Raw genomic sequence first — 12,785 nt, forward strand, 5'->3', positions numbered from 1 at the left:
CGCCCGCTATGCCTTGCGGGCCGCGATCGCCTCGTGCACCATGCCGACGAGCAGATCGTCGGCGTCCGGCCGGCCGAACTCACTGGCCGCCCTGGACATCGCCAGCAGCCGACCCGGATCGGTCAGCACCGGCAGGACGTTGCCCTTGACCCACTCCGGCGTCAGCTCCGCGTCGTCCACGATCAGTCCACCGCCGGCCTTCACCAGCGGCTGGGCGTTCAGCCGCTGTTCGCCGTTGCCGATCGGCAGCGGGACGTAGGCGGCGGGCAGCCCGACGGCCGACAGTTCGGCGACGGTCATCGCGCCCGCGCGGCACAGCATCATGTCGGCCGCCGCGTACGCGAGGTCCATGCGGTCCACATACGGTACCGGGACGTACGGCGGCATCCCGGGCATCGTCTCCACCTGCGGCAGGTCGTTCTTCGGACCGACCGCGTGCAGGATCTGCACGCCGGAGCGCTGAAGGACCGTCACCGAGGCCTGGACGACCTCGTTCAGGCGCCGCGCGCCCTGCGAACCCCCCGACACCAGCAGGGTGGGCAGATTGGGGTCGAGCCCGAACGCGGCGCGCGCCTCGGCCCGTACCGCCATCCGGTCCAGGGTCGCGATCGAACGGCGCAGCGGGATGCCCACGTAGCGGGCGTGCCGCAGCTTGCTGTCCGGAGTGGAGACGGCGACGAACTTCGTGTACCGGGCGCCGATCTTGTTGGCGAGTCCGGGACGCGCGTTGGCCTCGTGGACCACGATCGGCACCCGCTGCCGCTTGGCGGCCAGGTAGCCCGGCAGGGCCACGTAGCCGCCGAAGCCCACCACGCAGTCCGCCTTGGTGCGCTCCAGGATCTCCTCGGCGGCCTTGACCGTTCCGCGCAGCCGCCCGGGGACGGTGATCAGCTCGGGGGTCGGCTTGCGGGGCAGCGGTACGGCCGGGATCAGGCCGAGTTCGTAGCCGCGCTCGGGCACCAGCCTGGTCTCCAGGCCGCGCTCCGTGCCGAGGGCCGTGATCCCCACGGTCGGGTCCTGCCTGCGCAGGGCGTCCGCGAGGGCGAGCGCGGGCTCGATGTGACCGGCGGTCCCCCCGCCGGCGAGTACAACATGCACCGAATTTCACCGCTCTCCGGACGGCGCCTTCTTCGCGCGCCGTCTCATCGACTTACCAATGAGCCCAGGTTTCCGCATGGCCAGGGCCGCCCCGGCGGCGGGGTCGCTGCGCGCGAAAGCGATCAGCAGCCCGACCGCGAACATGGTGGACAGCAGGGCGGACCCCCCGTACGAGAACAGCGGGAGGGGCACCCCGGCGATGGGAAGCAGTCCCAGCACCGCGCCGATGTTCACCACGACCTGGGTCATGATCCAGGCTGTCACCCCGCCCGCGGCATACCTCACGAAGGGGTCCTCCGTGCGTCCGGCCACGCGGATACCCGCATAGCCTAGAGCCGCGAAGAGACCGAGCACCGACAGCGTCCCCGCAAGACCGAGCTCCTCCCCCGTGATGGCGAAGATGAAGTCCGTGTGGGGCTCGGGGAGTTCACCCCATTTCTCCACACTGGCGCCCAGCCCCGAGCCGAACCAGCCGCCGCTGGCGAGGGCGTAGATGCCGTGCACGGCCTGCCAGCAGCGGTCTCCGTCGCCCGGCTCGGTGGCGCCGACGCAGGCGAGCCGGTCCATGCGGTGCGGGGCGGCGGCCATGAACAGCGCCGCGAGACCGGCGGCGGTGGCCAGCACACCGGTGAACAGCCGGGTGGGGGCGCCGGCCAGCCACAGCAGGGCGAACAGGATCATCGTGAGGATGACCACGGTGCCCATGTCGCCGCCCAGCATCACCAGGCCGTAGACGAGCAGCGCGCCCGGGATCAGCGGGATGAGCAGGTGCCGGATCTGGCCGAGCAGCGCCCTGTCCCCCTTGCGCGCGAGCAGATCGGCGCCCCACAGCACCAGGGCGAGTTTGGCGAACTCGCTGGGCTGGAGGCGGAACCCGCCCACCAGATCGAGCCAGTTGGTGTTGCCGTTCACCTCGACGCCGATGCCGGGCACCTGGACGAGGACGAGCAGGCCGACGGTGACGGCGAGGAACGGATAGGTCAGCGCGCGCAGCAGCCTGACCGGCATCCGCATGGCGAGGATGAGCAGCACCGCGCCGCCGGCGAAGGCCAGCAGTTGCTTGTGGAAGTAGTACGTGGCGGGCAGCCCCCAGCGCAACGCCTGGATCTGGGAGGCCGAGAAGACCATCACCAGGCCGAGGAAGGCCAACAGCAGCCCGGTGCCGAGCAGCACGTAATAGGCCGTCAGCGGCCGGTCCCAGGTGCGCCGGAGGCGGCGCACGAAGCGCGGCGTGCGCGGCGCTCTGGAGGGCCGTGAAGGCGGCCTGGGGGCACGCTTCCCGGTCGCGGCGGGCGCGGACTTCGTCCGGGACACGGCGGCCGGGGACCGGCGCGGGGCCGGGGCCACCTTTCCCCGGGCCGACGGCGTCCGGCCGCGCGCCTCGCGCAGCACGAGCCCCTCGGCACCGGCCGGTGCCACGGCGGGCAGCACGGCCGCCGGCAGCCAGCGCCGGCCACCTGACCCATCAGCACCCGTACGTCTCACGCTCTCCCCCACCGCTCTGCGGCACCTGGACGGAACATCATGGCCGCACCGGCGGCCGTCGCAACACGGCGGTACGGCACCGGCCGCGCGGCCGGTGCCGGGAGAGCGGGGCGCGGGTGGGCGGCGGTCTCCCGGCGGGTGGTGGCCGGCCGGTGTCCGGGGGGCCTGTGCTCCGCCCTCGACGGCAGGCAGGGCGTCATCGCTCCGTCCCCTCCTCGGTGTCCCGCCGGCGGCCGGAGGTGGCGGGGTCAGTCGGTCAGGTCCGCGACGGCCGCCGCGAACGCCTCGCCGCGCTCGTTGTAGTTGGTGAACATGTCCATCGACGCACAGGCCGGGGCCATCAGGACGGTGTCACCGGGGCGGGCGAGCGCGGTCGCCTCCCGTACGGCGGCGGCCATCGCTTCAGTGTCGGTCCGGTCGAGGCCGACGACCGGGACATCCGGCGCGTGTCGCGCCAGGGCGTCGGCGATCAGCTGCCGGTCGGCGCCGATCAGTACGGCGCCGCGCAGCCGGCCGGCGGCCGTCTTGACCAGGTCGTCGAAGGTGGCGCCCTTGGCCAGGCCGCCGGCGATCCACACGATGGACTCGTAGGCGGCCAGCGAGGCCTGGGCGGCGTGGGTGTTGGTGGCCTTCGAGTCGTTCACGTAGGAGACGCCCGCCACGTCCGCGACGTGCGCGATGCGGTGCGCGTCGGGGGTGAAGGCGCGCAGCCCGTCCCGTACCGCCCTGGGTTCGACGCCGTAGGCGCGGGCCAGGGCCGCCGCCGCCAGCGCGTTGGCGATGTTGTGCGGGGCGGCCGGGGTCACATCGGTGACCTCGGCCAGCTCCTGGGCCTGCCGGTGGCGCTGGGGGATGAAGGCGCGGTCGACCAGGACGCCGTCCACCACGCCCAGCTGGGAGGGCCCCGGGGTCCCCAGGGTGAAGCCGATGGCGCGGCAGCCCTCGACCACGTCCGCCTCGCGGACCAGGTCCTCGGTGGCGGGGTCGGCCGCGTTGTAGACGCAGGCGACGGTGTTGCCCTCGTAGATCCGGCCCTTGTCGGCGGCGTAGCCGGCCATCGAGCCGTGCCAGTCGAGGTGGTCGGGGGCGAGGTTGAGCACTGCCGCCGAGTGCGGGCGCACCGAGGGCGCCCAGTGCAGCTGGTAGCTGGAGAGTTCGACGGCGAGCACGTCGTACGGCTCGCCGGAGAGCACCACGTCGATGATCGGGGTGCCGATGTTGCCGACCGCCGCCGTGCGCAGGCCCGCCGCCGTGAGGATGGCGGCGAGCATTTGTACGGTGGTGGTCTTGCCGTTGGTGCCGGTGACGGCCAGCCACGGCGGGGCGTCGGGGCCGCGCAGCCGCCAGGCGATCTCGACGTCGCCGACGACCTCGACCCCGGCCGACCCGGCGGCGGCGAACAGCGCGCTGTCCGGCCGCCAGCCGGGCGAGGTGACCACCAGGTCCGTGCCCTCCGGGAGGGTGGCGCCGTCGCCGAGCCGCACCGTGATGCCGGTGTGGGCCCGTTCCAGCTCGGCGGCGGCGCCGCGCTGCCGCTCGCCGTCGCCGCCGTCGACCACCGTGACGCGGGCGCCGAGGCCGGCCAGGGCGCGGGCAGCGGAGATGCCGCTCACGCCGAGTCCGGCGACGGTGATCCGCTGCCCGGAGAACTCGCTCACCAGTCCGCCACCCATCCGCCGTAGAAGACTCCGATACCGACAATCACGCAGATGCCCTGGATGATCCAGAATCGGACCACGACCAGAACCTCGCTCCACCCCTTCAGTTCGAAGTGGTGCTGGAGCGGTGCCATCTTGAACACCCGGCGTCCGGTGAGCCGGAAGGAGCCGACCTGGATCACCACGGACATGGTGATCAGGACGAACAGACCGCCCAGCAGGGCCACCAGCAGCTGGGTGCGGGAGACGATGGCCAGACCGGCCAGGGCGCCGCCCAGGGCCAGCGAGCCGGTGTCGCCCATGAAGATCTTGGCGGGCGAGGTGTTCCACCACAGGAAGCCGAACAGGGCGCCCATCATGGCGGCGGCGACCACGGCGGTGTCCAGCGGGTCGCGCACCTCGTAACAGGTGGCCCCGGCGGTCAGCTCGTTGGCGCAGGTCTGGCCGTACTGCCACACGCCGATGAAGACATAGGCGCCGAAGACCATCACCGAGGCACCGGTGGCCAGGCCGTCCAGGCCGTCGGTCAGGTTCACGCCGTTGGACATCGCCAGGATCATGAACAGCGCCCACAGCACGAACAGCACCGGGCCGATGGACCAGCCGAAGTCCTGGGTGAAGGACAGGTGCGTGGAGCCGGGGGTCAGGCCGCGCGAGTCGGAGAAGTTCAGCGCGAGGATCGCGAAGGCGATACCGACGAAGAACTGGCCGAGCATCTTGGCGCCGGCCCGCAGACCGAGCGAGCGCTGCTTGACGATCTTGATGTAGTCGTCGAGGAAGCCGACCAGGCCCATCCCGGCGAACAGGAACAGCACCAGCAGCCCGGTGACGGTGGGCGCGGAGCTGGTCATGATCTTGGTCGCGGCGTACGCGATCAGGGTGGCCAGGATGAACGCGATACCGCCCATGGTGGGGGTGCCACGCTTGCCGGCGTGGCCGCGCGGGCCGTCGTCCCGGATGAACTGGCCGTAGCCCTTGCGGGCGAGCAGCTTGATCAGGAGCGGGGTGCCGATCAGGGTGAGGAACAGCCCGATGGCACCGGAGAAGAGGATCTGCCTCATCGGGCGGCGACCTCACCAACGCCGTCGACGTCGCCGGCCAGTGCGATGGCGACCTGCTCCAGGCCCACCGACCTGGACGCCTTCACCAACACCACATCTCCCGGCCGCAACTGACCGCGCAGCAGCTCCACCGCTGCCGAAGCGTCGGACACGTGCACCGACTCCTCACCCCACGAACCCTCGTTCTTGGCGCCCATGTCCAGCCAGGCGGCCTCTTGACCGCCCACGGACACAAGCTTGCTGACGTTGAGCCGGACGGCGAGCCGTCCGACGGCGTCGTGCTCGGCGAGCGCGTCGTCCCCCAGCTCGGCCATGGCGCCGAGCACCGCCCACGTACGGCCTCCCCCGGCTCCGGCGGCGCCGCCCATGGCGGCGAGTGCGCGCAGGGCGGCCCGCATGGAATCCGGGTTGGCGTTGTAGGCGTCGTTGACGATCGTCACGCCGTCCGCTCGCTCGGTGACCTCCATCCGCCACTTCGAGAGCGGGCCCGCGGCGGAAAGCGTTTGAGCGATCTCCGCAGCGGACATGCCTACCTCATGCGCAACAGCCGCAGCGGCAAGCGCGTTCGACACATGGTGCTCACCGTACAACCGCATGGTCACGTCGGCGTACCCGGTGGGGGTCTTGAGGCGGAACGCGGGGCGTCCCTGAGGGGTCAGATGGACGTCTTCGGCGCGGATGTCCGCCTCTTCGGCCTCCCCGAAGAACACGGTACGGGCGCGGGTGCGCTCGCTCATCGCGCGCACCAGGGGGTCGTCGGCGTTGAGAATCGCCACCCCGCCCTCCTCGGCCGGCGGCAGCCCTTCGACGATCTCGCCCTTGGCCCGCGCGATCGCCTCCCGGCTGCCGAACTCGCCCAGGTGGGCGGTGCCCACGTTCAGCACCATGCCGATGGTGGGCGGGGCCAGCGTCGTGAGATAGCGGATGTGGCCGATCCCGCGGGCGCCCATCTCCAGCAGGAGATGACGGGTTTCCCCGGTCAGGCGCAGCGCGGTCAGCGGCAGGCCGATCTCGTTGTTGAACGATTCGGCGGTGTAGACCGTGGGGCCCACGCGCTCCAGCAGCTGGGCGGTGAGGTCCTTGGTACTCGTCTTGCCGGAGGAGCCGGTGAGGGCGATGACCGGGGTACCGAGCCGGCGCACCGTGTGCTGGGCGAGGGCACCCAGCGCTTCGGTGACGTCGTCGACCACGACCGTGGGCACCCCGGCGCCGAGGCGGCGGGTGGCCAGGACGACGGCCGCGCCGGCGGCGACCGCCCGGTCGGCGAAGTCGTGGCCGTCGACGCGGTCGCCCGGCAGGGCGGCGAACAGGGCGCCGGGGACGGCCTCCCTGGAGTCGATGACCACGGGCCCGGTGACGGGAGGTGGCGGCTCCGGTATGTCGTGCGGGGTGCCCCGTACGACCGTGACGAGCTCAGCAACGGGAAGAGGGATCACTTCAGTGGGCCTCGCGTGGCGTTGTGGCGTGAGGGCGGATGGGCAACCGCGGCCCGCTCGATGGCGGCACGCAGTTCGGTTCGGTCGTCGAAGGGCCGGATGACTCCGGCGATGTCCTGGCCCAGCTCGTGGCCCTTGCCGGCCACCAGGACGGTGTCGCCGGCCTCGGCGCGAGCGACGGCCAGGGCGATGGCGGCGGCGCGGTCCTCCTCCAGGAGAACGGTGCCGCGCTCGTGAACGGGCACCTCGGCGGCGCCGGCGAGCATCGCGGCGAGGATGGCCAGCGGGTCCTCGGAGCGCGGGTTGTCGGAGGTGAGCACGGCGGTGTCGGCGAGCCGGGCGAGCGCGGCGCCCATGGCGGGCCGCTTGTGCGGGTCGCGGTCGCCGCCGCAGCCCAGCACGGCGTGCACCTTGCCCTCGGTGACCTTGCGCAGGGCGTACAGCACCGATTCGACGGCGTCCGGCTTGTGCGCGTAGTCCACGACGGCGAGGTAGGGCTGCCCTGCGTCCACCCGCTCCAGGCGCCCCGGGACGCCGGGGACGGTGGCGATACCGCCGGCCGCGGTGACCGGGTCGATACCGGCCACGGCCAGGGCGGCGATGGCACCGAGGGTGTTGGCGACGTTGAACGGGCCGGGCAGCGGCGCGGTGGCGGACACCCGTACCCCGCCGGGCCCGATGGCGGTGAAGGTGGAGCCGAGCGGGCCCAGGGTGACGTCCCCGGCGCGCCAGTCGGCGTCCGGGTGGCCCTCGGCGGAGAAGGTGGTGATCGGGATCTCGGCCTCACCGGCGAGGCGGCGGCCGTACTCGTCGTCGATGTTGACGACCCCGGCCTGGGCCCTGGCCTTGGTGAACAGCTGCGCCTTGGCGGCGTAGTAGTCGGCCATGTCGGGGTGGAAGTCGAGGTGCTCGGGGCTGAGGTTGTTGAAGACCGCCACGTCGAAGACGACGCCGTCCACCCGGCCCATCACCAGCGCGTGGCTGGAGACCTCCATGGCGAGCGAGGTCACCCCGCGTTCGCGCATCACGGCGAACAGTCCCTGCAGCTCGGTGGCCTCCGGGGTGGTGCGCTCGGACTTCACCCGCTGGTCCCCGATGCGGGTCTCGACCGTGCCGATCAGCCCGGTCGGCTCGCCCTCCTTGGCCGCGGCCCGTAGCCCGCCTTCCACCAGGTAGGCGGTGGTGGTCTTGCCGGAGGTGCCGGTGATGCCGATCTTCAGCAGCCCGGCGCCTGGCTCGCCGTAAATGGTGGCGGCCAGCTGACCCATCCGGGTGCGGGGGTCGAGGACCGTGAGGACGGGCAGCCCGGCGGCGGCGGCGCGTTCGACGCCGGTGGGATCGGTGAGTACGGCCACCGCGCCGCGGCTCGCGGCCTGGGCGCAGAAGTCGGCGCCGTGGAAGCGGGCGCCGGGCAGCGCGGCGTAGATGTCACCCGGGAGGGCGGCGCGCGAGTCGTGGGTGATGCCGGTGACGGCGGTACCGGCGTGCGCGGCGGCGGGTTCGGCGACCCCCAGCAGCCCGGCCAGCTGCGCCAGCGGTACGGGGGAGACCCGTGCCGGGCGGGGCGGCGCCGACGGGGTGAGATCAGCGTGGGGCACGGCGGTGAGCGTACCCGGCGTGGTGGGGGTGCCGCGAAGTGAGGTGCGGCCGGATGCCGCGCCCAGCGGGGCGTTTCCTTCGCCCTCGGTGATCGTTCTCACGTGCTTGCTCTCCGCTTCGGTCAGTCGTTGGGGTCGAACGTGACGGGAAGGCCCGGAAAGTCCGTGCCGGTGGGCGGGACCTGGAGCGCCTTCAGGGAGAAGTCCATGACCTCGTTGAAGACCGGTCCGCACACCTTGCTGCCGTTGTAACTGCCTTTGGTGGGGTTCTGCACGGCGCAGTAGACCGTGATGCGGGGGTTGTCGGCGGGCGCGAAGCCCGCGAACGACGCGGTGTAGCCGGAGTAGCGGCCGGTGAGCGGATCCACCCGGTTGGAGGTACCGGTCTTGCCCGCCACCCGGTAGCCGGGGATCTGGGCGGCGCTGCCGGTGCCCTCGGGGGCGGTGACGACGGTCTCCAGTATTTCGCCGAGCGTGGCCGCCGTCTCCTCGCTGATCACCCGTTCGCGGGCGGGCTCGGGGGAGGGCTCGTAGGTGCCGTCGGGGCCGGTGTAGCCGCGGATCAGGGTGGGGGCGATGCGCTCGCCGCCGTTGGCGACGGTGGAGTACACCGAGGCGGCCTGGACAGCGTTGACGGACATGCCCTGGCCGAAGGGGATCGTGTACTGCTGGGAGGTGTTCCAGTCCCCGGGGGCGGCGAGGATGCCGGAGGTCTCGCCGGGGAAGCCGAGCCCGGTGGGCTGTCCGAAGCCGAAGCGGGTGAGGTAGGAGTGCAGGACCTCGTTCGCCTCGGGCTGGGTGTCGCCCAGTTCCTCGGCGGCGAGGATGGTGCCGATGTTGCTGGACCGGGCGAGCACGCCGGCCAGGGTGAGGTAGTACGTCTCGTGGTCGTGGTCGTCGGCGAAGTTGCGGTCGGCGCGCGGCAGCCGGTTGGGGACCGTGACGTGGGTGCCGGGAGTGGCGACGCCCTCCTCGAGGACGGCGGCCATGGTGGCGACCTTGAGGGTGGAGCCCGGCTCGTAGGCGTCCAGCAGGGCGGCGTTGCGCAGGACGTCGCTGCTGGTGACCGAGGAAAGATCGTTGGGATCGTAGCCGGGGGCCCCGGCCAGCGCGAGGATCTCGCCGGTGGTGTTGTCCTGGACGATGACGTAGCCGTCGTCGGCCTTGGACTCCTCGACCTGCCGGCTGATGGCGTTCTGCGCGGCCCACTGGATGTCGCGGTCGATGGTCAGCTCGATGTCGGTGCCCGGGACGGCGGGCTGCTCCTGGGAACCGGCGGTGGGCACCCGGCGGCCACCCGACTGGGCGTAGGTGATGGTGCCGTCCTCGCCGGCCAGCGCGGTGTTGAGCTGGGCCTCCAGGCCACCGCCGCCGACACCCTCGGCGTTGACGAAGCCGAGGGTGGCCGCGGCCAGGTCACCGCCCGGGTAGACGCGCTTGGCGTTCTTCTCGGCGAAGACGCCGGAGAGCACCTGGTCGCCGGTGCCCTTGGCCGCGGCCTCGCTGAGGTTGCCGCGCAGGTCCTTGATCTGCCGCCAGATCTGCGGGGTCTGCTTGCGGGCGAGCACGGCGTACCGGGAGTCCGGCTCGGACAGCAGGGCGGTCAGGGTGTCCTCGTCGCGGTCGAGGATGGGGGCGAGCAGGGCGGCGGCCTGGGCGGGGGCGTCGGGGACGCCCGTCTGTTCCTCGGTGAACAGGAAGGGGTCGGCGGTGATGTCGTACGCGTCGACGGTGGTGGCCAGCGCGGTGCCGTTGCGGTCGGTGATGTCGCCGCGCTGGGCGGCGAGCGGCACGGTGACGTAGCGGTTGACGGCGGCCTTGTCGGTGTAGGTGGCGGCGTCCACGGCCTGGACCTGGAGCAGCCGCACGGTGAAGGCCACCATGACGAGGGCGAGGCCGAGGCTGACGAGCCGCAGCCTGGGGCGCACGGTGGCGGGGCGGGGGTGGCCGCCGCGGGAGCCGCCGGGCTTCCGGGGGCGACGGGGGGCGGGGGGCCGGGTTCCCCCGCCGCGGTTGCCGGCCGATCCGCTCACTGGTCCGTCTCCTCCTCGGGCGCCACCGGGTCGGCGGGGTCCACCGGGTCCGTGTCCGGTGTTCCGGCCGCGGCGCCGTCCTCGCTGCCGTCCGGTCCGGCGTCCGCCGGGCCGCTCTCGTCCGTCGGGTCGGTCCCGTCCGGGGTGTCCGGGTCCTGCGGGGTCTCCGGGGTCTCCGGGGTGTCCGCCGGGTCCGTACCGTCCGTGCCGTTCGTACCGTCCGTGGTGTCGGACTCCTCGGGGTCCGGTGGCGGTTCCGGGGCCGGGGAGGGCTCGCCGGTCACGGTGCCGTCGCGGTCCAGGAAGGCGGGCGGGCCGGCCGGGACGAGGCCCAGTTCACGGGCACGTTCGGACAGCGCGCCGGGCGCCGAGAAGGCGTCCACCTCGGCCTGCAGCGCCTGCTGTTCGTCGGTGAGTTCCTGGGTGTGCCGGCGGAGCTCGCTCAGTTCGAAGGAGCCCTGGTTGAGCGAGGCGTTCAGCAGCAGCAGGGCCAGCATCCCGGCGCCCAGCAGCAGGACGATCAGCAGCACGAACGGCGTACGGGCGGCGGAGCCGCGGCCCGCCGGCACCAGACCCGTCAGCCGGGCGATGCGGGTCTGCGGGCCCGGCTCGCGCCGTTTCGGGCTCACCGCACCCGCTCCCGCACCCGCTCGGCGCCGCGCAACCGGGCGGGTGCGGCCCGCTTGTTCTCGGCGATCTCCTCGTCGGTGGGCAGTTCGGCGCCCCGGGTGAGCAGCTTCAGCCGTGGCTGGTACTCCTCGGGGACCACGGGCAGACCGGCCGGGGCCGTGCTGCGGGCGCCGTCCGCCAGCACCCGCTTGACCAGGCGGTCCTCCAGCGAGTGGTAGGAGAGCACCGCGATCCGGCCGCCGACCGCCAGGGCGTCGACGGCGGCGGGCATGGCGCGCTCCAGGACGGACAGCTCGCCGTTGACCTCGATGCGCAGCGCCTGGAAGGTGCGCTTGGCCGGGTTGCCACCGGTGCGCTTGGCGGCCTGCGGCAGGGCGTCGCGGATGAGGGTGACCAGGCGGGCGCTGGAGGTCAGCGGCTGCTTCGCCCGTTCGGCGACGACGGCCTCGACGATCTTGCGGGCGAACTTCTCCTCGCCGTAGGCGCGCAGGATGCGGACGAGTTCACCGGGCGGATAGGTGTTCAGTACCTCGGCGGCGCTGAGCCCGGTGGTCTGGTCCATCCGCATGTCCAGCGGGGCGTCCTGGGAGTAGGCGAAGCCGCGATCGGCCTCGTCCAGCTGCATGGAGGAGACGCCCAGGTCGAAGAGGATGCCGGCGACCCGCGGGGTGCCGAGCCGGGCGAGGACGGCGGGGAGTTCGTCGTACACCGCGTGCACCAGGGTGGCGCGGTCGCCGTACGGGGCGAGCCGGGCGCCGGCCAGCTCCAGGGCGCGCGTGTCGCGGTCCAGGCCGATGAGCCGGACCTGCGGGAAGGCACCGAGCAGCGCCTCGCTGTGGCCGCCCAGGCCCAGGGTGCAGTCCACGACGGTGGCGCCGGGCGCGTCGAGCGCGGGCGCGAGCAGGTCGAGGCAGCGCTGGAGCATGACCGGGCGGTGCCGGGTGTGCGGGGGCCGGTCGTTGCTGGTGGTCATGCGCCTTCCGAGGTGAGCGGTGCGGTACGAAGACGGTGGCTCTGGCGGCCCGGCCCGCCTCCCGGTGCGCGTCACCTTAGTCCACACGCCTGGTGGGTCAATCATTGAGGTTCGGGGTGTGTGTTCGTGTTTCGGCCGTGCGCTTCCCGGGGTGACTCCGGTCACCCCCGGGGGGCGGGTGTGACACGTTTCCGCTGTGACGTCCGGTCTCACGGACGGGCTCCGGTATCCGTGAGCGGGCGCCACGTAATACCGTCGGGGCATGGCAAAATCGGTCACAGATGAATTGGTCTCAGCCAATCAGCAGTACGCCACGACGTTCACCGATCCCGGGATGGACGCCCGCCCCGTGCGGAAAGTGGCGATTGTCGCCTGCATGGACGCCCGTCTCGATCTGCACGCCGCGCTCGGCCTGGATCTGGGCGACTGTCACACGATCCGCAACGCGGGCGGCGTGGTCACCGAGGACATCATCCGCTCGCTGACCATCTCTCAGCGCGGTCTCGGCACCCGTTCCGTCGTCCTCATCCACCACACCGGCTGTGGCCTGCTGCAACTCACCGAGGAGTTCCGGCACGAGCTGGAGCTGGAAGTGGGTCAGAAGCCGAGCTGGGCCGTCGAGTCGTTCACCGATCTGGACCAGGACGTACGCCAGTCGATGGCACGCGTGCGGACCTCGCCGTTCCTCTTGCACACTGATGACGTACGCGGATTTGTGTTCGACGTGACCTCGGGTCTGCTCCGCGAGATCGACCCGCAGGACACCGCCGGCCGGTGACGGCCGGGACCGGGGGCGTGAAGAATGGCTGCCGG

10 protein-coding genes are annotated in these 12,785 nt (G+C 72.4%); 1 reads left to right on the forward strand and 9 read right to left on the reverse strand.

Annotated features, from left to right (window positions below; genetic code table 11):
• Window positions 1-6: 6 nt before the first annotated feature.
• The 9 genes from murG to rsmH form a co-directional block, all read right to left on the reverse strand.
• A complete protein-coding gene (gene murG / locus SXIM_RS05025) occupies window positions 7-1,098 on the reverse strand; it encodes an undecaprenyldiphospho-muramoylpentapeptide beta-N-acetylglucosaminyltransferase (RefSeq protein WP_030734331.1) in 1,092 nt (363 codons plus the stop codon).
• Window positions 1,099-1,104: 6 nt separating this feature from the next.
• The gene (ftsW, locus tag SXIM_RS05030) at window positions 1,105-2,445 is read right to left on the reverse strand and encodes a putative lipid II flippase FtsW (protein WP_030734334.1); all 1,341 of its coding nucleotides are present in this window, start codon (window positions 2,443-2,445) and stop codon (window positions 1,105-1,107) included.
• Between the two features lie 386 nt (window positions 2,446-2,831).
• Window positions 2,832-4,256, reverse strand: a complete 1,425-nt coding sequence (gene murD, locus SXIM_RS05035) for a UDP-N-acetylmuramoyl-L-alanine--D-glutamate ligase (protein WP_174864308.1) — start codon at window positions 4,254-4,256, stop codon at window positions 2,832-2,834.
• Window positions 4,238-5,302, reverse strand: a complete 1,065-nt coding sequence (gene mraY, locus SXIM_RS05040) for a phospho-N-acetylmuramoyl-pentapeptide-transferase (protein ID WP_030734370.1) — start codon at window positions 5,300-5,302, stop codon at window positions 4,238-4,240. The genes murD and mraY overlap by 19 nt, the downstream gene beginning before the upstream one ends.
• A complete protein-coding gene (locus tag SXIM_RS05045) occupies window positions 5,299-6,738 on the reverse strand; it encodes a UDP-N-acetylmuramoyl-tripeptide--D-alanyl-D-alanine ligase (protein ID WP_046723059.1) in 1,440 nt (479 codons plus the stop codon). The genes mraY and SXIM_RS05045 overlap by 4 nt, the downstream gene beginning before the upstream one ends.
• Complete coding sequence (locus SXIM_RS05050) at window positions 6,735-8,438, reverse strand: UDP-N-acetylmuramoyl-L-alanyl-D-glutamate--2,6-diaminopimelate ligase (RefSeq protein WP_046723062.1); 1,704 nt, start codon at window positions 8,436-8,438, stop codon at window positions 6,735-6,737. The genes SXIM_RS05045 and SXIM_RS05050 overlap by 4 nt, the downstream gene beginning before the upstream one ends.
• A gap of 20 nt (window positions 8,439-8,458) precedes the next feature.
• Window positions 8,459-10,369, reverse strand: coding sequence for a peptidoglycan D,D-transpeptidase FtsI family protein (locus SXIM_RS05055; RefSeq protein ID WP_030734382.1), 1,911 nt, complete (start codon window positions 10,367-10,369; stop codon window positions 8,459-8,461).
• Window positions 10,366-10,998, reverse strand: coding sequence for a cell division protein FtsL (gene ftsL, locus SXIM_RS27650; RefSeq protein WP_053116085.1), 633 nt, complete (start codon window positions 10,996-10,998; stop codon window positions 10,366-10,368). The genes SXIM_RS05055 and ftsL overlap by 4 nt, the downstream gene beginning before the upstream one ends.
• On the reverse strand, window positions 10,995-11,972 hold the full coding sequence (gene rsmH, locus SXIM_RS05065) for a 16S rRNA (cytosine(1402)-N(4))-methyltransferase RsmH (RefSeq protein WP_046723063.1): 978 nt from the start codon (window positions 11,970-11,972) through the stop codon (window positions 10,995-10,997). The genes ftsL and rsmH overlap by 4 nt, the downstream gene beginning before the upstream one ends.
• Window positions 11,973-12,234: 262 nt before the next feature.
• Between rsmH and SXIM_RS05070 the strand changes: the two genes are divergently transcribed.
• Window positions 12,235-12,750 carry a beta-class carbonic anhydrase gene (locus SXIM_RS05070; protein WP_043177952.1) on the forward strand — a complete coding sequence of 172 codons (516 nt, stop codon included), beginning with the start codon at window positions 12,235-12,237 and terminating at the stop codon, window positions 12,748-12,750.
• Window positions 12,751-12,785: the final 35 nt, after the last annotated feature.

Origin of the sequence: Streptomyces xiamenensis (genome assembly GCF_000993785.3) — a bacterium.
In the GTDB taxonomy this organism is placed as follows: domain Bacteria; phylum Actinomycetota; class Actinomycetes; order Streptomycetales; family Streptomycetaceae; genus Streptomyces; species Streptomyces xiamenensis.